This window comes from Ruegeria sp. HKCCA4633 (assembly GCF_013034605.1).
Classification (GTDB): domain Bacteria; phylum Pseudomonadota; class Alphaproteobacteria; order Rhodobacterales; family Rhodobacteraceae; genus Ruegeria.
Genome location: NZ_WQGJ01000001.1, coordinates 321,210 through 344,799 on the forward strand (window position 1 = coordinate 321,210; position 23,590 = coordinate 344,799).

General features: G+C 54.6%; 21 protein-coding genes and 1 tRNA gene. 10 read left to right on the top strand and 12 right to left on the bottom strand.

What is annotated here, in order from left to right; genetic code table 11:
- Window positions 1–58 precede the first annotated feature (58 nt).
- Window positions 59–1,141, bottom strand: coding sequence for a DUF6456 domain-containing protein (locus GOV85_RS01650; protein WP_171174367.1), 1,083 nt, complete (start codon window positions 1,139–1,141; stop codon window positions 59–61).
- A 241-nt stretch (window positions 1,142–1,382) separates the two neighbouring features.
- Here GOV85_RS01650 and GOV85_RS01655 point away from each other — a divergent pair, with 241 nt between their 5' ends.
- Window positions 1,383–1,682 carry a DUF6477 family protein gene (locus GOV85_RS01655; protein ID WP_171174369.1) on the top strand — a complete coding sequence of 100 codons (300 nt, stop codon included), beginning with the start codon at window positions 1,383–1,385 and terminating at the stop codon, window positions 1,680–1,682.
- Here the strand turns inward: GOV85_RS01655 and GOV85_RS01660 are convergent, their stop codons facing one another.
- Window positions 1,683–3,227, bottom strand: coding sequence for a trimethylamine methyltransferase family protein (locus GOV85_RS01660; protein WP_171174371.1), 1,545 nt, complete (start codon window positions 3,225–3,227; stop codon window positions 1,683–1,685). It abuts the gene before it with no gap.
- 137 nt (window positions 3,228–3,364) lie between these two features.
- Window positions 3,365–4,060: an MgtC/SapB family protein gene (locus tag GOV85_RS01665; protein ID WP_171174373.1), complete on the bottom strand. Its 696-nt coding sequence runs from the start codon at window positions 4,058–4,060 to the stop codon at window positions 3,365–3,367.
- 158 nt (window positions 4,061–4,218) lie between these two features.
- Here GOV85_RS01665 and guaA point away from each other — a divergent pair, with 158 nt between their 5' ends.
- The 9 genes from guaA (at window position 4,219) to GOV85_RS01710 (ending at window position 13,754) form a co-directional block, all read left to right on the top strand.
- The gene (guaA, locus tag GOV85_RS01670; RefSeq protein ID WP_171174376.1) at window positions 4,219–5,778 is read left to right on the top strand and encodes a glutamine-hydrolyzing GMP synthase; all 1,560 of its coding nucleotides are present in this window, start codon (window positions 4,219–4,221) and stop codon (window positions 5,776–5,778) included.
- Between the two features lie 364 nt (window positions 5,779–6,142).
- On the top strand, window positions 6,143–7,006 hold the full coding sequence (locus tag GOV85_RS01675; RefSeq protein WP_171176193.1) for a DMT family transporter: 864 nt from the start codon (window positions 6,143–6,145) through the stop codon (window positions 7,004–7,006).
- A 127-nt stretch (window positions 7,007–7,133) separates the two neighbouring features.
- Window positions 7,134–8,297: an OmpP1/FadL family transporter gene (locus GOV85_RS01680; protein ID WP_171174378.1), complete on the top strand. Its 1,164-nt coding sequence runs from the start codon at window positions 7,134–7,136 to the stop codon at window positions 8,295–8,297.
- A 100-nt stretch (window positions 8,298–8,397) separates the two neighbouring features.
- Window positions 8,398–9,294 carry a DMT family transporter gene (locus GOV85_RS01685; protein WP_171174380.1) on the top strand — a complete coding sequence of 299 codons (897 nt, stop codon included), beginning with the start codon at window positions 8,398–8,400 and terminating at the stop codon, window positions 9,292–9,294.
- A gap of 52 nt (window positions 9,295–9,346) precedes the next feature.
- Window positions 9,347–10,219 (top strand): ATPase, encoded by an 873-nt coding sequence (locus GOV85_RS01690; RefSeq protein ID WP_171174382.1) that lies wholly within the window; start codon window positions 9,347–9,349, stop codon window positions 10,217–10,219.
- 36 nt (window positions 10,220–10,255) lie between these two features.
- On the top strand, window positions 10,256–11,173 hold the full coding sequence (metA, locus tag GOV85_RS01695; protein ID WP_171174384.1) for a homoserine O-succinyltransferase: 918 nt from the start codon (window positions 10,256–10,258) through the stop codon (window positions 11,171–11,173).
- Entirely contained in the window at window positions 11,163–12,116 is a 954-nt protein-coding gene (locus GOV85_RS01700; RefSeq protein WP_171174387.1) for an alpha/beta fold hydrolase, read from the top strand. Before metA ends, GOV85_RS01700 begins: the two co-directional genes overlap by 11 nt.
- Before the next feature lie 49 nt (window positions 12,117–12,165).
- Window positions 12,166–13,035: a polyphosphate kinase 2 gene (gene ppk2, locus GOV85_RS01705; protein WP_171174389.1), complete on the top strand. Its 870-nt coding sequence runs from the start codon at window positions 12,166–12,168 to the stop codon at window positions 13,033–13,035.
- Window positions 13,036–13,139: 104 nt separating this feature from the next.
- Window positions 13,140–13,754 (top strand): TetR/AcrR family transcriptional regulator, encoded by a 615-nt coding sequence (locus tag GOV85_RS01710; protein WP_171174391.1) that lies wholly within the window; start codon window positions 13,140–13,142, stop codon window positions 13,752–13,754.
- Between the two features lie 6 nt (window positions 13,755–13,760).
- On the opposite strand, the gene GOV85_RS01715 is transcribed toward GOV85_RS01710, so the two are convergent.
- The 9 genes from GOV85_RS01715 to GOV85_RS01755 form a co-directional block, all read right to left on the bottom strand.
- Window positions 13,761–14,819, bottom strand: coding sequence for an adenylate/guanylate cyclase domain-containing protein (locus tag GOV85_RS01715; protein WP_171174393.1), 1,059 nt, complete (start codon window positions 14,817–14,819; stop codon window positions 13,761–13,763).
- Window positions 14,816–15,184: a group 1 truncated hemoglobin gene (locus tag GOV85_RS01720; protein ID WP_171174395.1), complete on the bottom strand. Its 369-nt coding sequence runs from the start codon at window positions 15,182–15,184 to the stop codon at window positions 14,816–14,818. The genes GOV85_RS01715 and GOV85_RS01720 overlap by 4 nt, the downstream gene beginning before the upstream one ends.
- Window positions 15,185–15,491: 307 nt before the next feature.
- Window positions 15,492–15,581, bottom strand: a tRNA-Ser gene (locus GOV85_RS01725).
- A 145-nt stretch (window positions 15,582–15,726) separates the two neighbouring features.
- The gene (locus GOV85_RS01730) at window positions 15,727–18,150 is read right to left on the bottom strand and encodes a DUF3772 domain-containing protein (protein ID WP_171174397.1); all 2,424 of its coding nucleotides are present in this window, start codon (window positions 18,148–18,150) and stop codon (window positions 15,727–15,729) included.
- Complete coding sequence (locus tag GOV85_RS01735) at window positions 18,150–19,184, bottom strand: cysteine synthase A (protein ID WP_171174399.1); 1,035 nt, start codon at window positions 19,182–19,184, stop codon at window positions 18,150–18,152. Before GOV85_RS01735 ends, GOV85_RS01730 begins: the two co-directional genes overlap by 1 nt.
- A 68-nt stretch (window positions 19,185–19,252) precedes the next feature.
- Complete coding sequence (locus tag GOV85_RS01740) at window positions 19,253–20,368, bottom strand: NUDIX domain-containing protein (protein WP_171174401.1); 1,116 nt, start codon at window positions 20,366–20,368, stop codon at window positions 19,253–19,255.
- A gap of 27 nt (window positions 20,369–20,395) precedes the next feature.
- Window positions 20,396–20,836, bottom strand: coding sequence for a TrgA family protein (locus GOV85_RS01745; RefSeq protein WP_171174403.1), 441 nt, complete (start codon window positions 20,834–20,836; stop codon window positions 20,396–20,398).
- 15 nt (window positions 20,837–20,851) lie between these two features.
- Window positions 20,852–22,060, bottom strand: coding sequence for a cyclopropane-fatty-acyl-phospholipid synthase family protein (locus GOV85_RS01750; protein ID WP_171174405.1), 1,209 nt, complete (start codon window positions 22,058–22,060; stop codon window positions 20,852–20,854).
- Between the two features lie 69 nt (window positions 22,061–22,129).
- Window positions 22,130–23,554 carry a deoxyribodipyrimidine photo-lyase gene (locus GOV85_RS01755; protein ID WP_171174407.1) on the bottom strand — a complete coding sequence of 475 codons (1,425 nt, stop codon included), beginning with the start codon at window positions 23,552–23,554 and terminating at the stop codon, window positions 22,130–22,132.
- Window positions 23,555–23,590 lie beyond the last annotated feature (36 nt).

Here is a 23,590-nt window from a genome sequence, read left to right on the forward strand (position 1 = left end):
CCACTGTTTGAATATGAAAAGGCCCGCTTTCGGCGGGCCTTTGGCGTTTTCAGTGACGCTAACCAATCATGCGGTCGCGTTCGGCTTGTTCCAGGTAATGCCGTTTGAGCCGCTGTAAGGCGATACGCAGGACAATTTTGCCGGACCGGGCAGACCACCCCATACGTTTCTCTGCCAACTCCAACCCCTCAAGGTAGCAGCAGCATCTCAAGGCAACATCACTTAGCCCTGGACCCAGATCAGACAACGCGCGTGCCACACGATCGCGTGCGTCGCAAAAGCCCCGCCCCCCATGCGCATCGCTGTCGTGATTATTTCGCCCCCCAGCCGTCAGGAAACGATCCCAGTTCTGCGTGACCTGAGGTCCGATTTGCGCCAACTCAAAATCTTCGCGCAAACGTTCGCCCGCTTTGACAAGCGTGTCGTCCAGAAACGGTTTTCCGTCCCTGTCCCTGCGCCGGGCCAACGCAGTCAAGGGGCTTTCCGTGGCGCTATAGCGAATGCGACTGACGCCCTGCGCGGAACTACCGAGCGGTTTGGTCTGAAACCCGCTTTGCGCTTCGGCAAAGCCCGGTTCTGTCCCGGACCGGGCTTTATTCTCTGCCTGCGCAATCAAGTGGCTCAGCGCTGTTCGCCCCGCCGTCGTGATCCGATATCGCGAGATACGCCCCGGATTGTCGCAGGCAATCCAGTCTTTCAAAGCCAGTGCCTGCGCGATTTTACAATCGACAACCGCTGTTCTGGTTGCCGCGTTATCGCCCGTGTCGCGGACAACAACGGCCTTGTCCATTTCCTCAGCCACTGCAAGCACAGATCCAGCCTCGCTCAGACGTCGCAGGATGCGTAGGGCTTCGTTTTCGAACTCCCCTTCCTTTGCCGCCTCGTCTTGCTCAGCAAAGGACATGCCGCCCTCACACGACACCGAAAAATGCGTTTCAGCAAGCGATTGCAAAGCCGCATCCACCAACGGATCATCGCGACGCATCTCAATACGCCGAATTTGCCTGAGGATCGTTGAAGCATGGCATCCGGCTGACCGCGCAATGTCGCGGATCGAGCGGCCGGTTTCGGTATGGGCAAGGTATCGTTGTGCCCCTTCTGGAACCCATGCCGGAATGGTGAAAGCCATGTTGTTTTCCATCTTTATTTGCCCTCGTCGACAAAACAAACTGTCACTTTTCGCCCTCGGAATGCGGGTTAACCAATTCTAACTAGAGGTCCATTCGTTACTCGTTCGTTAACCGCCCAAGGCACGAACCAGATTTGATTCAAAAAGATAAACAGTCGTGAAACCATCGTTCGGCCAGACTGATACTCAGGCAACACCCGCTTAGGTTGTGTCACAAAGCCCCCAGAATTCTTCACGAAAAGGGATACACCACATGCAGGACCTGATGACGATGATCACAACCCTTCGCCGTCCACGTATGCTGACGCGGGCCGCCAAATTCGGGGCGCAGGATTACAATCGGGACCGGCATCTGCAACGTATCTTGGGATACGGTTCGCTGCCGGGTTCAGGTCAGGCGCTGCTTCGTTTGATAGAGATGGAAAAGGAAGTGAATGCACAACGCAAAGACGACGACGCTGCCTATTCACTGGTGCGTCATCTGGACTTGCTTATTGCATTGTTGGGTGAGGCGCAGCTGTATCAGGCCAGCCGCGCCCACGCTTTTCAGTAATCAGGCGAATGCATCCGGCATGGAAGCTTTTTTCTCAGCAATATAGGCTTCCAACGCCGCAGCTGTATCCGGGTCCATCTGCGGTTGCTGGTAATTGGCCAGCAAATGTTCGACCCGCGCAGTTGCCAGCGTGCGCGTATCCCGTGCGCCCTCTTCCTGCCAGGTTTCATAAGGTTTGTAGTCCAGCAGTTCGGATTTCCAGAAGGCGTCCTTGAAGTTCGCCTGGGTGTGGGCACAGCCAAGATAGTGACCGCCTGGGCCGACTTCGCGGATCGCGTCCATGGCCTGCGCGTTGTCATCATATGCGATACCTTTGGCCAGCGAATGCAGAACGCCCAATTGATCTGCATCCATGACGAACTTCTCGAAGTCGGCCACCAGACCGCCTTCCAGCCAGCCGCAGGAATGCAACATGAAATTCACACCAGACAACAGGCCCATGTTAAGCGAGTTTGCTGTTTCATAAGCGGCCTGAGCGTCCGGCAGCTTCGACCCGCAGAACGAGCCCGACGACCGGTATGGCAGGTTCAGGCGACGCGCCAACTGGCCTGCACCATAGGTGATGTGGGCTGCTTCAGGCGTGCCAAAGGTGGGCGCGCCCGAGTTCATGTCGATCGACGAGACAAATGCGCCAAAGATTGCAGGTGCGCCTGGACGGACAATTTGGCTGTAAGCCACACCTGTCATAACCTCGGCCAAAACCTGCGTCAGGGTACCGGCAACCGAAACCGGAGCCATCGCACCGCCCACGATAAAGGGCGAGATGATGCACGCCTGGTTGTTGCGGGCATATACCTCAAGCGAGCCCATCATCACGTCGTCGAAGGTCATCGGTGAGTTGATGTTGGTCAGCGAAGTCATCACTGTGTTTTCCTGCACGAACTCCTTACCGAACAGGATCTCGCACATTTCGACCGAGTCCTGAGCCCGGCTGGGGTCGGTCACCGAGCCCATGAAGGGTTTGTCAGACAGCGTCATATGCGCCTTCAGCATGTCCAGGTGGCGCTTGTTCACCGGAATGTCGGTTGGTTCGCATACGGTACCGCCCGAGTGATGCAACCATTTGGACATATAGGCCAGTTTCACGAACTTGTTGAAGTCGTCCATGGTCGCATAACGACGGCCACCTTGCGCATCGCGCACAAACGGAGGTCCGTAGACCGGAGCAAGAACCATGTTGCGACCGCCGATAACCACCGATTTCTCGGGGTTGCGGGCGTGCTGTGTGAACTGGCTTGGAGCAGTCTTGATCAACTTGCGCGCAAGGCCGCGCGGGATGCGAACACGTTCCCCATCAACATCGGCACCGACTTCACGCCAACGTTCAATCGCAGCGGGGTTGTCGACGAAGTTAACACCGATCTCTTCCAACACGGTTTCCGCGTTGTTTTCGATGATTTCAAGCGCCTCTTCATTAAGGACCTCGAAATTCGGAATGTTACGTTCGATGTATTTCGCGGTCTCTATTCTGACTGCGGTGCGCTCGGCTCGGCGGGCGGCGCCACCGCCACCTCTTGCCCTGCGCCGGGTGTTTGCCTCTGCCATGAGAAAATCCCGTCTGGTTGGTTAGATTGAAGCTTTAGATACAGGTTTACCGAATCGTAGGCATCGGGATTGCGGCGCTCTAGGGGGAAAAGCGACATTGCCACCCTACTTGGCGGTGAACATCACGTCAAAGTTCATCAGGCTTCCGAAACGCTATCCCACTCAATACTCTCGATACTCGGTTCCAGCATAAGTGGCGCAACCACCTTGTGCTGAAGCTCTTCGGGGTGGACTTCCATCGAAACCAAAACCGCGATTGTTTGCGACCCGTCTGCGCCGTCTCCTTTTTCGAACCCCACAATTCGAATGTCATTTTGGGCCAGAGCCTTCAGAACCGCGACACGCGCATCGGCCTGCGTCTCTTCCTTGCATTGCAGCAGAATCTTGAATTCTTGCGTCAACGGAACCCCGGCCCGTGTTGTACGCTTGAGCCATTTTACCAATGGCCTGAGACCCAGGTTCACGAAAATGACGAAGCCCGTCATCATCAAAGCGAACAGCCAAGCCCCCGTCCCCGCCATCATTCCAACCGCCGCCGAACACCATAAGGTTGCGGCCGTATTCAGACCGTGGATCGTGAAGCCGTGACGAAAGATGATCCCAGCCCCTAAAAATCCAATACCGGATACGACCTGTGCCGCCACTCGGGTTGGGCTGACTTCATCCGGAAACAGCGCAGAAAACACAACAAAGGCCGCAGCGCTCAGGGCCACCAGTGCGTTTGTGCGCAAACCCGCCATCCTCTGTCGGACTTGCCGTTCCGACCCGATCAATGCGCCGCAAAACAACGCCAGCGCCAGATTCAACGCAGCAATTTCTATCGAAATCGGCAATTCATGATCCTTATCCAGACGAATCCAGACTAGGATTCCATCCGGTTGTCATATTTTTGTTACAAAACTTTTACAATTGGCTTTTTTCCGGTCCTGAAAATCCACAGGAATTGGATGTCGCCCTTGCGAATTGAGCGGGCTTGCCCTAAGGCGCAGGCATGACCCAGACATCCCATGACCGCCTTCTGATCATCGACTTCGGCAGCCAGGTAACGCAGCTCATTGCCCGCCGCCTACGTGAGCTGAATGTCTACTGCGAAATCCACCCATATCAGAACGTCACGATGGATTTCGTGCGGGAAATGGCCCCGCGCGCCGTGATCTTCTCGGGTGGTCCCGACAGCGTGACACGCGAAGGTTCGCCTCGCGCACCGCAAGAGATTTTCGACTATGGCGTACCAATTCTGGGCATCTGTTATGGCCAGCAAGTGATGATGCATCAACTGGGCGGCAAGGTGGAAAGCGGCCACGGCACTGCTGAATTTGGTCGGGCTTTTGTCACCCCTGAAAACACCTTGGATGTTCTGGACGGCTGGTTCGTCGATGGGGATGAGCAGGTCTGGATGAGCCACGGCGATCACGTCAGTGAAATCGCGCCCGGGTTTGAGGTCTTTGGCACCTCGCCCAACGCGCCTTACGCGATCACGGCTGACGCATCGCGCCACTTCTATGCAGTGCAATTCCACCCCGAGGTCCATCACACGCCCAAAGGTGCTAAACTGTACGAGAATTTCGTCAAGCTGGCGGGTTTCAAGGGCGACTGGACCATGGGTGCCTATCGCGAAGAGATGATCCGCAAAATACGCGAACAGGTCGGCGACAAGAAGGTCATCTGCGGTCTGTCCGGCGGGGTCGACAGCTCGGTCGCGGCGATCCTGATCCACGAAGCCATCGGGGATCAGCTGACATGTGTCTTCGTGGACCACGGTTTGCTACGTAAAAACGAGGCCGAAGAGGTCGTGGGCATGTTCCGCGACAACTATAATATTCAGCTGATCCATGCAGACGAAACCGAGTTGTTCTTGGGCGAACTCGAAGGTCAAAGCGACCCGGAAACCAAGCGCAAGATCATCGGCAAGCTGTTCATCGACGTGTTCCAGAAACACGCCGACACCATCGAGGGTGCTGAATTCCTGGCTCAGGGTACGCTCTATCCGGATGTCATCGAGTCGGTGTCCTTCTCGGGTGGGCCTTCGGTGACCATCAAGTCGCACCACAACGTGGGTGGCCTGCCGGAAAAGATGGGTTTGAAACTGGTCGAACCGCTGCGTGAACTCTTCAAGGACGAAGTCCGCGCACTGGGCCGTGAACTCGGACTGCCGCAGAGCTTCATCGGCCGCCACCCCTTCCCCGGACCGGGCTTGGCAATCCGCTGCCCCGGCGAGATCACCCGTGAGAAGCTGGAAATTCTGCGCGAGGCCGATGCCGTTTATATCGACCAGATTCGCAAGCATGGCTTGTATGACGAAATCTGGCAGGCGTTTGTCGCCATCCTGCCTGTACGCACCGTGGGTGTCATGGGCGACGGTCGTACCTATGACTATGCCTGCGCGTTGCGGGCCGTCACCTCAGTCGACGGTATGACCGCTGACTACTATCCGTTCAGCCATGAGTTCCTGGGCGAAACCGCCACGCGGATCATAAACGAGGTCAAAGGCATCAACCGATGCACCTATGACATCACATCGAAACCGCCCGGAACAATCGAGTGGGAATAAACCAGCCACATTGAGCACGGGCGTTTTCTACTCAACACTCAGGACCAATAGTGTTGGGAAATTCGGATTTGCAGATACGTTGGTCGCTTTGATCCACGTTCTGCAAATCGAATGCACCTGCAACCAGAGCCGATGCGCAGTAGATCGGGTTTTGGAAAACCGCGTAAACTCTGTGAGTTATGCTATTTAACTGCTGTCGCCCAGCGGTATTGTTTTTATTGTAGCGCATTTGGGCTTTTCCATACCTAAACGACCATTGACCCGTTGACATTCGGAATGCCTAAGAGTGCTGTGTAGGCGCACCCGGATCAGCAGATTTATCGTGACACAGCCACAAGCAAAAACACTTCAAGCTGCACTCTGGATGACCGGTGCCATTGCCTCTTTTTCATCCATGGCCGTTGCCGGGCGCGAGTTGAGCCTGACCCACGACACTTTCGAGATCATGATGTACCGCAGCATCGTGGGTTTCTTTACCGTGGCTGTCGTTTTAACCGTCACAGGCAACTGGACGCAGGTTTCAACGGAACGCTTGGGATTGCACGCCATACGCAACACACTGCATTTCACAGGACAAAACCTGTGGTTCTATGCGCTTGCGGTGGCCCCGTTGGCGCAGGTCTTTGCGCTGGAATTTACGCAACCCCTCTGGGTCATTCTGCTGTCCCCTCTGTTTCTCAAAGAACGCCTGACCCCGCTTAAGATTGTAGCAGCGCTTATCGGATTTGCAGGCGTTTTGATCGTCACCCGACCCGGCTCGGCACCGCTGAGCCCCGGCCTTGTTACCGCGGCGCTGTCGGCGATTTTCTTTGCCTTTACAACGATCACCACCAAGAAACTCACACGATTCGCCAGCATTGGGTGCATCGTTTTCTGGTTAACGGCCATGCAGGCTGTATTGGGGGCTGTAGCGGCGGGTTTCGATGGTCAGGTTTCACTGCCGAACGCAACCACGGCCCCTTATCTTGTACTTGTAGGGTTGGCCGGATTGCTGGCCCATTTCTGCATCACCAATGCGCTGGCCATTGCCCCGGCCACCGTCGTCATTCCATTCGACTTTGCCCGGCTTCCCACGATAGCGGTCGTTGGCATGATCCTTTATCACGAACCCATCGACCATTGGGTTCTAATCGGTGCTGCGGTCATTTTCTCTGGCATCTTTTTAAATACCTGGTCTGAAAATCGTAGCAATTTGGCAACAACTTCAAACATGAGTCGAACCAAGTAACGCTCCGTCACCAGTTGACCTTAAAGTAACCAAAAAGAAAGTATCGTGCGGAATACAACGGGCAGGCGATCTATTCACTCACTACAGTCGCCAATAAAACCCGCAGGAGACCTACAGGGAGGACAGAATGAAAAGAACATTACTCACAACCTGCGCGCTGTGCGTTGGGGCCGCGACAGCCCATGCAGGTGGCCTTGACCGAAGCGGTCAGGGGATCAATTTGATTTTCGAAGAAGGCTCGGTCGTGCAGTTCCGTCTTGGATATACCAATCCAAGCGTGACCGGAACAATGCCTGCATTAGCAGGTCCAAACATTGGTCAACCTCAAGACTCTGGCGAGGTGGCGAACGACTTTTTTACGCCGCACCTGGGCTACAAGGCGGCGCTGACCGAACAGCTTGATTTCGCGATCATGTATGATCAGCCTTTTGGCGCTGACATCCAATATGCAGCTAATTATCCACTGTCGATCAACCCAATTCCCGGTGGTCGGTCGGACGTTCTGAGGGCAACGGCGGACACGGATGCGATCACCGCATTGTTGCGCTATAAGTTCGACGGAGGCTTTAGTGCCATCGGCGGCATTCGTGCGCAGCGCGTAAAAGCGTCAGTCACCGTACCACTTGCTGCGGGCTATAACGTAGACACGAACGCCGACACAGCATTTGGGTACGTAATTGGTGTAGCCTGGGAAAAGCCTGAGATCGCGGCCCGCGTCTCTCTGACCTACAACTCGAAGATCAGCCATGATCTTTCGCAGACAGAATCTCTGAACCCACCGCCAATTCCCCCAATTCCTCCGGGAACGGTTGCAACCTTCAACACCAACAGCGAAATTGAAACGCCCCAGTCCATCAATCTGGACTTCCAGACAGGTGTTGCCCCCAAAACCTTGCTGTTCGGATCGGTACGTTGGGTCGACTGGCCACAGCTGGTTTACAACCCGCCAAACTATCCACCGACCAGCAACCTTGTTGACTATGACGATGCCACCTTCACCTACTCGCTGGGTTTGGGCTACCAGTTCTCGGAAGAGTTCTCCGGCGCTGTGACTCTTGGCTACGAGTCGTCTCAAGGTACCCCGGTTTCAAACCTCGGTCCGACCGATGGTTTCTGGAGCATCGGCGTAGGCGGCACCTACTCTCTTGAGAATGCACAGATTTCTGGCGGCATTCGCTATACGGATATTGGCGACGCAACAGCAGACGGCGCTGGTCCCGGTGCGCGCGCAACATTCACAGGCAACAGCGCCTGGAGTGTTGGGTTCCAGATCACATACGCTCTGAACTGATCGCCACCATCTCAGTACATGTCAAAGCCCCGCTGTTTCAGCGGGGCTTTTTCGCAAGAACCGGGTCGCGGTATAAGCCCCTGGATGAGACAGTGACGCCATGAGTGCTCAAAAACACCTCTCACCCCGCGCCTGGGTCGAGCTTTTACTGCTTGGCATCATCTGGGGCGCGTCCTTTGTCTCGATCCGAATCGCGCTGGACACGATTCCAGTCATGACGTCCGTTCTGCATCGCACCTTCTGGGCCATGCTGGTGCTTTGGCTTGTCGTATGGGCCCAAGGGCACAAAGTGCCGCGTGCGCCTCGGGTTTGGGGTGCGTTTCTGATCATGGGGCTGCTCAACAATGCCATCCCCTTCAGCCTCATGGCTTGGGGGCAGCTCTACATCGACACCGGATTGACCGCGATTCTGAACGCAACAACCGCCGTTTTTGGAGTGCTGGTTGCAGCACTGTTTTTTCGCGATGAACGCCTGACAAGGTCGCGTCTGTTTGGCGTATGTCTAGGCTTTATCGGCGTCACGATTGCCATCGGGATTCAAAACTTCATTGGGTTCAGCCTGCAAAGCACAGCGCAGCTTGCGGTACTGGCAGGAACAGTTTCGTACGCCTTTGCGGCCGCGTGGGCCCGATACGCTCTGTCCGACCTTCCACCGATCGTTGCTGCGGCTGGCATGTTGACGGGATCGACCATTTTGGTCCTTCCGCTGACACTTATGATCGACGGCTGGCCAAGTCTGGTTTTGCCAGCCGTCACCTGGGCTGCCATCGCATATTATGCGATCGTTGCAACCGCCGGGGCCTATCTGCTGTACTACCGTGTTCTGGCCATGGCCGGCAGTGGCAATCTGATGTTGGTGACACTGGTTATTCCCCCTGTCGCCATCGTTCTGGGGTCATTACTGCGCGGTGAAGCCCTGCCCCCCAATGCCTATTTGGGCTTTGGCATTCTTGCCACGGGTCTTTTGGTACTCAATCGCTCTAGCCGTCGTGATTGACGTCGTCCGTTGCCCGATTTAGCAAAGGCAAAAATAGGGACGACAGCTCACCATGATTTACACCTCCGCCGAAGACTGGCGCACCGCCCGCCGCAAGAAAGTGCTGTTCTTTGGCATGTCTGGCCTGGGCAAGACCTATGTCTCTAACATCCTCAGGGATTCTGGGAACTGGTTCCACTATTCGATCGATTACCGGATCGGCACACGATACATGGGCGAATACATCACCGACAACGCCAAGGCCGAGGCTATGAAGGTTCCGTTTCTACGAGAACTGCTGTTGTCGGATTCGATCTTTATCGGCTCGAACATTTCGTTCGAAAACCTGACCCCAGTTGCCACCTATCTTGGCAAACCAGGCAATCCGGCTCTGGGTGGGCTTGAGATGCCAGAGTACCGTCGCAGACAGGAACAGTTCCGCCTGGCGGAAATTCACGCCCTTCTTGACACCGAGTATTTCATCGATCGTGCTGAACGTTTGTATGAATACCCGCATTTTATTTGTGATACGGGCGGTTCGATCTGCGAATGGGTCGACCCCGAAGACCCCAAGGATCAGATCTTGTCAGAGCTGTCCCGTCACACTCTTATGATCTGGCTGAAGGATGATGAAGGACACACAACCGAATTGGTACGCCGGTTCGATAAAGCACCCAAACCCATGTCTTATCAAGCCGACTTTCTGACCCGCACATGGGCCGAGTATCTGGATCAAAAAGGGTGCGCAGAATCCGATGTAAACCCCGATGATTTTGTCCGCTGGACCTATGCACAGGCTCTGGCGCACCGACAGCCTCGCTATGAGGCGATGGCCAAAAACTGGGGCGTGACGATTGCCGCAGATGACATTGGTAAGATCCGCGATGCGGCTGATTTCGATGAGTTGATCGAGCGCACCCTTGAGACCGAGCCCAAGAACGCCTAACTAGCAGTTTTCCTTATTCTCTTCGAAGTCTAACACATGCCCATCAAAATCCCATCTGATCTTCCTGCTTTTGACGTCCTGACGAAAGAAGGCGTCATGGTCATGGATGAAGATCAGGCCATGCGTCAGGACATTCGACCTTTGCGCATCGGGTTGTTGAATCTGATGCCCAAGAAAATCCAGACGGAAAACCAGTTCGCCCGCCTGATTGGTGCGACGCCCTTGCAGATCGACCTGTCCCTGATCCGCATGACGGAACATCGTACCAGGAACACTGCGGCAGAACACATGTCGGAGTTTTACCGCCCCTTTCAGGAGGTCAAAGACCAGAAGTTTGACGGTCTGATCATTACGGGTGCGCCGATCGAGCATCTGGAATTTGACGACGTCACCTATTGGGAAGAGATCAGCAAGGTCTTCGAATGGACGCAAACGAATGTTCATTCCACCTTTGGTGTCTGCTGGGGCGGTATGGCGATGATCAACCATTTCCACGGCGTGCGTAAACACATGCTGGATGCCAAGGCCTTTGGTTGTTTCCGCCACCGGAACCTGAACCCGGCCTCGCCGTTCTTGCGTGGGTTCTCGGATGATTGTGTGATCCCGGTCAGCCGCTGGACGGAAATGAAACAAGATGAAATTGATCGCGCCTCTGGTCTGAATACTCTTCTGGGTAGCGATGACGTGGGCCCTTGTCTGGTCGAAGATCCCGAGCACCGTGCACTCTATATCTTCAACCATTTCGAATATGACAGCGATACGTTGAAACAGGAATATGACCGGGACGTTGCCAATGGCACGCCAATCAACGTGCCGGTCAACTACTACCCGGATGATGACCCTTCTAAGACGCCACAGAACCGATGGCGCAGCCATGCGCATCTGCTGTATGGCAACTGGATCAACGAGATCTATCAGTCCACACCTTTTGATATGAGTGAAATTGGCAAGTAAAGCTTTGATATCCATTGGTCTTATCGTTTTAGGCCTGGCCGTTTTGACCGCTTGGCGCAGCGCCAGGAATGAGGCGATGGCCGAGGCAGCCTTTCCGCCAGAAGGTCATTTCCTGGATGTCGACGGCATCGCCGTTCATGCCGTTGTCATGGGAGAAGGCCCGGATGTCGTTCTGATCCACGGATCCAGCGGGAACACACGTGACATGACCTTCGCGCTGGCCCCCATTCTGGCGCAGAACTTCCGTGTCATCGTGTTTGATCGTCCTGGTCTGGGTTATTCTGAAAGCTTTAACCCCAACGGTGAAACTATCATCGAACAAGCAGATATTCTGCAACGTGCAGCGGCTCAGCTTGGGGCGGATAAACCCATCGTTGCAGGCCAAAGCTATGGCGGGTCGGTCTCGCTTGCCTGGGCTGTGACGCGTCCTGATAACATCTCGGCCCTTGTTCTGATCGCCCCCGCTGCTATCCCGTGGGAAACACCTTTGGATGGGTTCAACCGGCTGGCCTCAACCACCGCAGGCAATGCGCTGGCCCTGCCCCTGATCAGCTCGTTCATACCCGACTGGTATGTCACCCAAGCGCTGGACAAAGTGTTTGCACCGCAATCAGCGCCCAAGGGATATGCCGAACACTTCGGTCCCGGGCTAACGATCCGGCAGGGTTCGATGCACGCAAACGCCAAACAGCGCGCCAATCTGTTGGATGAGATCACACGCCTACAGCCAAGATATAGCGAGATTTCCGTACCGACGGAAATCATCCACGGAACCGCTGACGATACGGTTGGTCTTGAATGGCATTCAGAACGCCTGATTGACCAGATTCCCGGGGCCGAACTTATCGAGTTGCCCGGTATCGGACATATGCCACAGGTGGTCGCCGCCCCGGAAGTTGCAGCCGCAATAGATCGTGCGGCACAGCGCGCAGGTTTGCGTTAGTCAGGGCTCTAATCCATAGTAAGATATGGATTTTATCGCGAGGTGACATATGGCCCGGTCCGAAAAAGGTTCAATCGAAAGATATTATCAAAAAGACGCTCCCAAAGCGGTGCGGGAAGAAATCAAAAAATCAGGAAAAGGGGATATTCTGAACGTCTCTTACCCCTATCGCGAGAAAATGAAGACCAAGGACTATGACGATCAGATGGATCTTCTCCAGATCGAGCTGGTCAAGATGCAGTCCTGGGTGAAAGAAACCGACCAGCGGGTGGCGATCATCTTTGAAGGTCGTGACGCCGCCGGCAAAGGTGGCACCATCAAACGGTTCCGTGAAAACCTGAACCCGCGCGGCGCGCGCAACGTAGCACTTGCCAAACCTTCAGACGCGGAACGCAGCCAATGGTATTTTCAGCGTTATATCTCTCACCTGCCTGCTGCGGGCGAAATCGTGTTCTTTGACCGAAGCTGGTACAACCGGGGTGTCGTCGAGAATGTTTTCGGGTTTTGTACACAGGAGGAACGTGAGCGGTTTTTCCGTCAGGTTTTGCCGCTGGAAATGGGTCTGGCGAATGACGGCATTCAACTTTTCAAGTTCTGGCTCAATGTCGGGCGTGCAGAGCAGCTGAACCGCTTTTTGGCGCGTGAAACAGACCCTCTGAAACAGTGGAAGCTTAGCCCGATCGATGTGGCGGGGCTGAACAAGTGGGATGAGTATACACAGTCGATCTCGGAAACGCTGACCAGATCGCACACCGACGTATGCCCTTGGACGATTGTACGTTCAGACGACAAAAAACGCGCACGTCTCGCTGCCATTCGCACCGTGCTGCACGCGTTGGACTATGATGAGAAAGACAAAAAGAGCATCGGAAGGATTGATCCAAAGATTTGCGGTGGCCCGGATATTTGGGATGCATAAACCCTCGTTTCATCGCGTCCATATGGTGGCAAAGGTTGGACGGTCGCACATGTATGCGCTATCTCGTTGCTTTTTAACACTGAATCAAAACAACTGAGGGCTGGATGACGAAACGCGGTTATCACCACGGGAACCTGAAACAGGCTTTGGTCGAGGCCGCCTTGTCCCTGATCGAAGTAAAAGGCCCGACCGGTTTCACTCTGTCCGAAGCCGCAAAAACCGCCGGAGTGACGCCCGCAGCTGTATATCGCCATTTTCAGGGGCGCGAGGACCTGATTGCCGAGGCCGCGCGGCAAGGGTTCGAGATGTTCGCTGACCTCATGCAATATGCCTATGACAAGGGGCAACCGTCAGCGCTGGCGGCATTCGAGGCAACCGGACGCGCCTATCTGGCCTTTGCCCGCAAGAACCCCGGCCATTACATCGCCATGTTCGAGAGTGGGATTTCGTTAAACCGGACGACCGAGCTCTCGCTGGCGGCCAATCGCGCCAAATCGGTTTTGGAAAAAGCAGCGGCGGATCTGTCTCAACATATTCCGCCAGAAAAACGCCCACCTGCATCAATGTTCAGCGCTCATATCTGGGCGATGAGCCACGGTGTTGTTGAACTGTTCGCGCGCAACACGGGCGCGACTTCACCTTTCCCACCCGAAGAATTGTTGGAAAGTGGAATTGGCATTTACCTGCGCGGTCTTGGCCTCATTCCGCAGGACGACTGAAACAGGTCAGAGCAACCTGTTGCCCTGTGGCATGCTCAGACCTGAGGTCACATTGATCAGGTCCATCTCGCCGATACCCTTGATGTCGACACACCCAAGGTCAGAAACCTGAAATTCGTCGATCAGCGCATATTTCATCTCTTCCGGGGCCACGATATTCATCGGGTTGGCAAATACTTGCAAGCGGGAAGCAATATTCACAGCCGGACCAAAAACGTCATAGACATATTTTTGAATACCGACGACCGATCCGACCGCAGCCCCCATCCCCAAACCGATCCTGGCCTGCCATTTATGCGGGTGGCTTTCGTTCCGGCGCTCCAGATAACGCAGAAAACGTACGGCACAATGTGCAACGGCCGTGGCGTGATCCGGGGTTGGGTCAGGCATGCCGGACACCGCCAGATAAGCGTCACCAATTGTCTTTATCCGCTCGCACCCGAATTGCTCGACGATGCGGTCAAAGGCTGTGAAAATATCGTTCAGCTCACTAAGGGTCACGGTCGGATCCGTTTTGGCAGCAAAATCGGTGAACCCGACAAAATCCAGCATGACCACCGAAACCTGCTGGTACAGCTGCGGTGTCACGACACCAAAGGTCTTAAATTCTTCATACACAGCTTTTGGCATCAGGTTCAGCAACAGACGCTCCACCCTCTCCTTTTCGCGCTCAAGTTCTCGGGTATTGCGCTCGACCATAGTGGAATAGCTGTCGATCATGCTTTCCAACTCGCGAATGCGCGTGATGTTTTGACATTCGACAATCAGCACCTGTTCAGAAAGACCATTGGCCAGAGACACTGCCACCGCAAAGATCAACGTTCGGCGTTTTGGTTTGATCTGAAGCTCGACGGAATACCTAAGGCCAGATTGTTTGACATCCTCCAGCTCTTTGGAGTCGAGGTCCGGCAGAATGTCTGTAAGCGTATTGCCTTCTTCTGGTACCCCAAACCATTCCGCGAAAGGTCCGTTGTGAAACACAAACTCCAGATCCGAGGCACGAACCACGGCGACACCAACACCAATGGCACGCAACAGTTGCTCATTGATTGCCAGTATGCTCATGCCGCTGTCCGGACGACGATGATGGACCGTTTGCCCTCAATTGCAGCCAGCGCTGTTTTGATGTCATTGTCCGACATGCCATGAACGCTCAGCGCATCGCCGAACAGTTCCGCCATGACGTCGAATTCATCGTGCGAGATGTTCAGATGCCGATGAACAGCTTCAATTCTGTCGTCGTTGAAGGATGCAGGACCGCCGATTAACGAAGACACAAACTTCGTCTGATGGTCGATCAGACGGGGCATATCGATGTCTTCGAAGTAATGGCCGATTTCGTCAGAATCCAATGCCATCTCATAGAAGGTCATTACTACGCGGCTGATTGTTTTGAAGCCGCCATACTTTTCATAAAGTGTCTGTGCCACACGAATACCCGCGCGTTACTGATCAATAACACCACAAGTCTATATCAATTTGATATTTTTGTTAACGTTTATGATCTACCCGATCCGGCCGACGGAGAACTTTTGGGGAATACAAACCAGAACCGCCACAGGTTTCAGCGGGTGAACAACTTCAAGGGATCAATGCAGCAGATGTAGCAAACGCAAGCGCCGAGATTTAATGACCGCTCCCACCCGTTCGTTCATCACGAAAGTTTCGAAGTTTGCCAACAGTGAAACAACTCGACCAGCACCAGTTCGCCTACTGCCGTCAATTTTAGGAAGGTTATGGCGGAGAGACAGGGATTCGAACCCTGGAGACGGTTTCCCGCCTACACACTTTCCAGGCGTGCGCCTTCGACCACTCGGCCACCTCTCCGTGTCGGCGTTATTTGGACCAATGCGGTTAGATTTGCAAGGCCCCAATGTGGCGAAAAATCGGGAACGGAACAAATAAGTTATTCAGTTCTCACGCGGCTTTCACAACGCAAATACCTGCCCGTTCAGAGGCAGCAGTTACGCAATCACACCTCATCCCCGGTATCGGGATCCAAATCAGCCTCTGTCATATCCACGGGCCTGTTCGAAAGAGTGTTTGGCGTGCTTGGCTCAGGCTTAACAGGCCCCTGCTTTTCATTTTCAGCAGGTTGGAGAGCTTCAGGATTGCGCAACCAAACATCTCGCTGAGCAAAGGGAATCTCAATCCCGGCTTCTGCGAATCTGCGGTTGATTTCATGGTTCATGTCCGATTTCACGGACAATACCCAGTTCACATCACGCAAGATTGCGCGGATCTCGAAATCCAGGGAATCCGCACCAAACCCTTGGAAAACAACGCTGGGTGCAGGGTTGGCCAAAACCATCGGGTGGTTATTAGCAACCTCGCCCAGAATGGTTTCAACCTGTCGCGTATCAGTGCCATACGCTACGCCCACAGGAACGATGACGCGTCCGATCGTGTTGCCACGTGTATAGTTGGTCACCACGCCGCTGATCAAATCCGAGTTCGGAACGATAACATCGGTTCGGTCAAAGGTTTCAATCGTGGTCGACCGAACCGAGATGTCACGGACATAACCCATCATCCCGTTCACATCGATCCAGTCCCCCTTCGAGATCGGGCGCTCGACCAGAAGAATGATGCCCGACACAAAATTGGACACGATCGTTTGCAGGCCAAAGCCGATCCCAACAGACAGTGCACCCGCAACAATGGCCAGCGATGACAAATCAAAGCCTGCCACCATGATTGCGATCAGCGCGGCTATCGTGATCCCGACATAACCAGACCCGGATACAATTGCGTTCTGACCACCGGGGTCGATTTTGGTTTTCGGAAGAAGCGAATTGCGCAAGCCGCTTTGCAACAGTCGCGTCAGGGTGTAGCCGATCGCAAAAACAGCAACAAAGGTCAGGAAATTGGTGGGAGAGATTGTGACGCCACCAATGTCAAATCCAAGCAGCAACCGCGACCATGCTTCCAGCAGATCAGTTTTACGCGCGCCCCAGTATATCGCCAGAATAGGCAACGCGATGATGGCCAGTGCAAATCCAACCAATACCGAAAACAGCGAATCCCGCGCCGCGTCTCCTTGCCCGGTGATCCAACCGTAAACTTGACTGATAAATCGTTGCAGGATGACCAGCGCGCCGATCAGCACAAGTGTTTTCACCGCTGGAAACACGATGGCTTCAGAGGCATTGGTGTACCCGAAGATCGCAAGGACAGGAGAACTGATGCCCAAGAGGAACAACGCCCGACGCAAGAACTCTACGACTTGACTGAAACCCGCAGAGCCGGTTGCAGCAGATTGATCTGAGCTGTCTGTTGATCGAATCTGGCGTATTCGCAAAAGCAACAACGCTGTTGCGACGATAATCGGAAAACTTACGACGGCACGGGTCGCGTCGGAAACGTTTTCAATACGTTCAAACAAAAGCGCCATTCCGTGCAGAACCAACAGCACAGCGAGTAGATCGATATACACGCGAAGTTCGGAAATTCGCGCAGCAGACAACCTTTTGAACCCTTGTGACGCCCCAATCACATATGCTTGACGACCAATCCAGTCATAAAACAAAATGATCGCTGCCCAATAAGGGACGTTTTCCAGAAGCAAGCTTCCCCTCAACCCGGTCACGCCGGTGAGGCTGATTGCTACGACCACGGCCAACACCCCAACCCAAGGCAGCAGAATGCGAAATAGGGATATGGCAAAAGACCATACACCCGTACCGGCACCAGCCAGGGACCTCAAATAATCCCCACCCCGTTCAGACCAACGTTTACCAAAGATGAGCAGTACAGCCGCAATGACCAACAATACAAAGATCGCCAGTCCGCGATCACGAATCTGTTCACGTACGACGTCTGATCGCAGATTGGTTACCGTTTCATTTGTCAGGCTCTGGATTGCTTCTTTGATATCCACCCATGCTGGGCCCCAGTGTGACGGGTTTATCGGCGATGGACCCTGCTCAAAGAATTCTTTTTTTTGCCGTGTGCGCAGGATTTGGTCTATTTCGCTGATCAGCCCATTTGCACGGCTGTAAGCCTCTTCAGATATGATACGCGGCACACGGAGGCTGTTTAGCTGTTCTTCAAGATGGGCCCGAAGCTGAGCTATGTCTTCAGGCTCGGGCGCGTCCCCTTCGGGTTTTGGACCCAAAGCCTTGATTTGACTTTGCAACGTGTTGATACGGTCAGTATTTGCTCCGCGTGCTCGATTGAAGTCGTCCCTGTAATTGTTTATTTCGGAACGTAAATTCTCTAACGCCGCGTCCGAGGCGCGGTTCGCCTCGATCACGGATTCAGCTCGGTCCGCCGTTCTTAGCCACCCCTGGTAGTACTCGCTTTGCCGATCGGTCAACTGCGCATTCGCGCTGCTTGTGAACCCAACAAGGCACAAAAATACCAGGACCAAAAACAGGCGGACCTGTGCCAGCATCACACGTCCTCGAATACGCCGGGAATACTACGGGGGGCCTCTGTCATCCAATCCGGCACAGGCAATTCTTTTTCACGCAGGAATTCCGGATTAAACAGTTTGGACTGATAGCGTGTGCCATAGTCACAGAGAATAGTAACGATGGTATGGCCCGGCCCCAATTCTTTGGCCAGACGTACCGCACCGGCCATGTTGATCGCGGTCGAGCCCCCCATGACCAGACCTTCTTCGCGCAGCAGGTTAAAGATATACGGCAGCGCTTCGTTGTCGCTCATCTGGTATGCGAAGTCCGGTTTAAACCCTTCCAGGTTCTTTGTGATGCGAACCTGACCGATGCCTTCGGCAATCGAGCCCCCCTCCATCGCGATTTCGCCGGTGGTATAATAGGAATAAAGCCCTGCCCCCATCGGATCGACCAGACCGATCTTAACACCCTTGGGCTGCAGCGCCTCGGCCACGCCGGCCAACGTTCCACCAGATCCTACGGCACAGACAAAACCATCGACCTTGCCGTCCGTCTGTTCCCAAATTTCAGGGCCTGTTGTTTCCACATGCGCCTGACGGTTGGCCACATTGTCAAATTGGTTGGCCCAAATCGCGCCATTGGGTTCGGTCTTGGCCAACTTCTCGGCCAAACGGCGCGAGTAATGCACGAAATTGTTGGGGTTGCGGTAAGGCGCGGCAGGAACCTGCACAAGCTGAGCGCCTGCCAGACGCAGCATGTCTTTCTTTTCTTCGGACTGGGTTTCGGGGATGACAATCACTGTCTTGAACCCCATCGAAGCTCCGACCAGGGCCAGGCCGATCCCCGTGTTGCCTGCTGTCCCTTCGACAATTGTTCCGCCGGGTTTCAATTCGCCCCGCGCAATCGCATCCCGGATAATATACAGCGCCGCACGGTCCTTGACGGACTGGCCAGGGTTCATGAACTCGGCCTTCCCCAGGATTTCGCAACCGGTTTCTTCACTGATGCGCTTTAACCGGATCAGCGGTGTTTTCCCGACTGCGTCGGCAAGGTCTCGTGCAATGCGCATGGCGCCCTCTTGTCGTTTGGTATCGAAGAAGATTTACAGCCGCGCCGCCGTGACCACAAGCGTGATAGTCATACACGCAGCCTGTCGCGATGACGGGCCAGCCAGTAAGCCAGAGCAACCAATTGTACGTCCTTGAAAACATGACGGTCTGCCATGTCGATGAACGCGTCGAAAGGCAGGATCTGACTGCGAATGTCTTCGCCTTCGGTATCGAGACCGCCGGTGTTTGTCGTATGGGTCAAATCTCCCAATCCGACATACAGATACATGAAGCCGGTGGATGACCCGCTTGAGGAATAGGCCCCACCCGCGTATTCCAACCGATCGAATTTTACACCGGCTTCCTCCATTGCTTCACGATGCGCGGCCTGTTCGGGTTCTTCGCCCGGGTCTATCATCCCTGCCACGGCCTCCCAAAGCCACGGTTCGGGGTCGTTAATCAAAAAAGCGGGTGGCCTGAATTGTTCGACCACAAGCACCGTATCCCGCGCCGGGTCGTAGGGCAGAACGGACACGGCACTACCTTGCATCAAGCTGCCCCGATGCAGCACAGGCCCCATTGAACCATCATGCTGGCGGTGTTGAAGGTCGACTTCCTCCATCCCGAAATAGTTGACATAGGCGCGATCGTGACGATGCACGATGACATCCTTATTTGTATCTCTTGGGTCGCCTGTGCGCCGTTTGTCCGCAAGAATTTTGGCCCAAGCCCGGGTTTGAATGGCGCGAATGTTACCTGCCATCACCTCAGGCTCGATCCTGCCAAAATACGCCATCTCTTCTTCAGCGGCCAAAGCCGTGATGTCACCCAGCCTGTCTGCCCATCCCTGCAAAGACCATTGTCCATCCGGTTCCCAACTACCGGGTGCGGGAAAAAAGACCTTTGCCTCACGCTTGTTTCCGTCGCGCAGATCAACTGTCACAGGGGTCAGGTCGTAGTCGAACGCTCCTTCATAAAATGCCAACCTGGCCAGATCCTCAGACGACAAATCCTGAACAAACACGCCATGCGCGCTGTCGCCAGACAAAGGCAGGATCATCGGGAAATCCTGCCCTTTCACTGCGTGAACAGCGTGATCAGGCAGAACCGCCGATTGAACGGAAATATCTTGTAGCGGACGTCCCAGAACGCGTTCAAGCAAGGGTAAATGCCGAAGCGTTCCGTAGAAAAACAAATCAGACAAATTCAATCTCTCAGGTGGCACTTCGCATCAGCGCCATTGGCGATGGGCCTGTTCAGTGGCCAGACCAGCGACAACTGCTCCAACGGCAAATGCGATCAAAATTTCGGGGACCATCAGCAACTTGCCATACTCGATACCAATCTGGAAAATGGCCATGACCGCCTCAAACGGACCGCCATATCTATTGCGCATGGCAAGGCGGAACATCTCGTAGCAGCCCTGTACGAACAAGGCCCAAAATACCAACGACGCAACACCTGTCAGGCCGTTGTTGATGCCCGCCGTCCATCCTCGTCCGGCGCGCTTGCCCATGATTGTCCAGCCACAGGCCGCGCCAAGCGCCATGTTTACATAGGTAAAGTACCCATAGTCCTTACCTTCTTCACCATTGTCGATGATCATCCCTGAGACGATGAAGGCCAGCACGACAAGGCAAACAGCGGCAACAAGACGCGAGGCAGTGGGCATATGACGGTCCGTTCGTTAACTTGGTTTTGCTATGGTGATCTGTGTCACATCACAATTGCTTGTGTCAAAGGCCGCGCCACATGCGGTCAAATAATAATTCCACATGCGGCGAAAACGCTCATCAAAACCCATTTCAGCGATCTGGTCCCACTTGGAATTGAACGTCTCGTACCAGCGGCGCAGTGTCAGGTCATAGCTTTTGCCAAACTCTTTGGATTTAACCACGCTCAATCCGGCTTGGTCGATCTGCTGCCGCAGGATCGAGGGGGACGGTAACATACCCCCCGGGAAGATATATTTCTGAATGAAATCAACACCGTTCTTGTAATAGTCCCAGCGATGATCGCCCACGGTGATGATCTGCAATGTCGCTTGTGCGCCAGGCTTCAGCCGGTCACGAACAGTTTCGAAATAGACCGGCCAGTACTTTTGACCCACTGCCTCGAACATCTCGATTGAAGCAATACCGTCATACAAGCCCTTTTCGTCGCGATAGTCTTGCAACTTGAACTCCACCTGACCATTTAATCCTGCGTTGTCAATGCGTTCCTTGGCGAATTTAAACTGTTCCTGGCTGATGGTCAGACAGGTCACACGCAGACCACGCTCTTTGGCCGCATATTCCGCAAACCCACCCCAGCCGCAGCCGATTTCCAGAATATGATCGCCGGGTTTGACGCCCATCTCATCCACAAGGCTTGCATATTTGGCGGTCTGTGCCTTTTCTAAACTCTCCTGCCCGGTCTCGAAAATCGCACTGGAATAGGTCATGGTTTCATCCAGCCAAAGGCTGTAGAAATCATTGCCCAGATCGTAGTGGTACGAGATGTTCTTTTTCGCCTGCGTCCGGTTGTTACGGTGCAACCAGAACCGAAGCCGCTCGTAGGCTTGCACTAGGAATTTGCCGGTAAACCCGTCATACACGGTCTCGGATCCCAGATGCACAAGGTCCATGAACGAGCGCAGGTCGGGCGTGCTCCAGTGGCCATCCAGATAGGCATCGGAAAAGCCCAACTCGCCCTCTCGTACCAGGCGCGCAAAGATATCGCCGTCATGAACGTGGACCTCAGCAACCGGCCCCGGCTTGGCTCCTTCGGCGCGGAATGTGCGACCATCGGGTAAAACGATATCAAGCCGCCCGTATTCCATTTTGGTCAGCATCTTGAAAACTTGAGCAAAATATCTGGGCAAGTCTTTTTGCCCTTCAGTCGTCGTCAGGATCATCCGCTCTCCCCTTTGCGGTGTCGATATTAAGCTAGGCCGCGATTTTGTTTCTGGCAAGTTTTCAATTCCTTAGTGGGTTTTTCGGCTTTCATAAGCGCCAAGCGCGCGGCTTCGACCCTCTGCCAAAGCAACAACTGGCGCTGGGTAGTCTGCGTCCTCGTGCAGGTTCCAGGACCGGGGGACCGCTTTAAAATAGGAACGGGCCGTTGCGCTGGGTTTTCTATGGCCTTCGGCAATCCAGCGCCTCAGATAAGCGCCGTCCGGGTCAAATTTCTCAGCCTGCGTCTGAGGGTTGAAAATCCGGAAAAACGGCGCGGCATCAGGGCCAGAACCCGCCACCCATTGCCATCCCATCGCGTTGCAGGCCGGATCCCAGTCGATCAGGCACTCCTCGAACCATTGCATCCCGATTTTCCAGTGTGTCATCAGATGCTTGGTCAAATAGCTGGCCACGATCATCCGCGCCCGGTTGTGCATCCGGCCTGTCACATACATCTGGCGCAAACCAGCATCGACCACAGGGATACCGGTTCTGGCCTGTGTCCATGCAATAACGTCCGGATGTTCGGGGTCCGTGTTCCACGGAAAACTATCCCATTCTGGCTTCCAATTGTCGCTTAGCAGATGCGGCGTGTGGTACATAAGGTGATAGGCAAACTCACGCCACACCAACTGACGCAAGAAAGCCTCGGTGCCCGAAACCCCCATCAAAGCAGCTTGGTGGACCCGGTGCCAAACCGTGCGCGGGCCAAGCTCGCCCAGCGACAGGTATTCAGATAAGTTCGATGTTCCGTCCTGATCCAGCCGGTCACGCTGGCTGGAATACTTTGAAACGCGGTCCAGAAACTCGTCCAGATGATCGCGGGCGGCCTGCTCGCCAGGTTGAACGAAAGGTCGCACAACGGCTGCGCCCCGGTTCATTGCACGCCCCATCTGCCACGCGTTCAGATCCTCAGTTGCAGGCCAGGTGTCAGGTGATTGCAAACGCGTCACCTTCGCAGCGGGCGCAGGAACGTCCCGGCCCTGAACCGCGCGCCACATGGGGGTGTAAACGCGAAAGGGCTGACCGGCCTTGGTTGCGACTGTCCAAGGCTCAAACAGCAAATGCCCGGCAAAGGACTTGGCTGTCACACCTTGCTCGGTCAACGCGGCCTTGATCTCTGTGTCACGCTCAATCGAGGCCAGATCATAAGAACGCGACCAATAGACCGAAGTGGCGCCGGTCTCTGCCACTAAGTTCTGCAATTGAGCCAGCGCATCTCCGCTTCGCAGGATCAAACGGCTGTCCAGTCGCGCCAATCCCTCGGCAAGCGCGCCCAATCCTAACTCAAGACGCCATTTTGGTGCCGAACCCAGGCGTCCAACAAGGTCATCGCAAACAAAGACCGGAATAACCGGGCGACCACTCTCAGCCGCTGCTGTTAAGGCTGGATGGTCCGACAGGCGCAGATCCCGCCGGAACCAAAAAATGATCGGAGTTTGCCCGTGTGCCATGTTTGCCCTGCTGTTTTCTTCGTATACGAAGGCTCA

Excerpts from the sequence above, each read along its gene's own strand:
- GOV85_RS01650 (WP_171174367.1), bottom strand. The coding sequence starts at position 1,141 with ATGGAAAACAACATGGCTTTCACCATTCCGGCATGGGTTCCAGAAGGG.
- GOV85_RS01655 (WP_171174369.1), top strand. The coding sequence starts at position 1,383 with ATGCAGGACCTGATGACGATGATCACAACCCTTCGCCGTCCACGTATG.
- GOV85_RS01660 (WP_171174371.1), bottom strand. The coding sequence starts at position 3,227 with ATGGCAGAGGCAAACACCCGGCGCAGGGCAAGAGGTGGCGGTGGCGCC.
- guaA (WP_171174376.1), top strand. The coding sequence starts at position 4,219 with ATGACCCAGACATCCCATGACCGCCTTCTGATCATCGACTTCGGCAGC.
- GOV85_RS01675 (WP_171176193.1), top strand. The coding sequence starts at position 6,143 with ATGACCGGTGCCATTGCCTCTTTTTCATCCATGGCCGTTGCCGGGCGC.
- GOV85_RS01680 (WP_171174378.1), top strand. The coding sequence starts at position 7,134 with ATGAAAAGAACATTACTCACAACCTGCGCGCTGTGCGTTGGGGCCGCG.
- GOV85_RS01685 (WP_171174380.1), top strand. The coding sequence starts at position 8,398 with ATGAGTGCTCAAAAACACCTCTCACCCCGCGCCTGGGTCGAGCTTTTA.
- GOV85_RS01690 (WP_171174382.1), top strand. The coding sequence starts at position 9,347 with ATGATTTACACCTCCGCCGAAGACTGGCGCACCGCCCGCCGCAAGAAA.
- metA (WP_171174384.1), top strand. The coding sequence starts at position 10,256 with ATGCCCATCAAAATCCCATCTGATCTTCCTGCTTTTGACGTCCTGACG.
- ppk2 (WP_171174389.1), top strand. The coding sequence starts at position 12,166 with ATGGCCCGGTCCGAAAAAGGTTCAATCGAAAGATATTATCAAAAAGAC.
- GOV85_RS01710 (WP_171174391.1), top strand. The coding sequence starts at position 13,140 with ATGACGAAACGCGGTTATCACCACGGGAACCTGAAACAGGCTTTGGTC.
- GOV85_RS01715 (WP_171174393.1), bottom strand. The coding sequence starts at position 14,819 with ATGAGCATACTGGCAATCAATGAGCAACTGTTGCGTGCCATTGGTGTT.
- GOV85_RS01730 (WP_171174397.1), bottom strand. The coding sequence starts at position 18,150 with ATGCTGGCACAGGTCCGCCTGTTTTTGGTCCTGGTATTTTTGTGCCTT.
- GOV85_RS01735 (WP_171174399.1), bottom strand. The coding sequence starts at position 19,184 with ATGCGCATTGCACGAGACCTTGCCGACGCAGTCGGGAAAACACCGCTG.
- GOV85_RS01745 (WP_171174403.1), bottom strand. The coding sequence starts at position 20,836 with ATGCCCACTGCCTCGCGTCTTGTTGCCGCTGTTTGCCTTGTCGTGCTG.
- GOV85_RS01750 (WP_171174405.1), bottom strand. The coding sequence starts at position 22,060 with ATGATCCTGACGACGACTGAAGGGCAAAAAGACTTGCCCAGATATTTT.
- GOV85_RS01755 (WP_171174407.1), bottom strand. The coding sequence starts at position 23,554 with ATGGCACACGGGCAAACTCCGATCATTTTTTGGTTCCGGCGGGATCTG.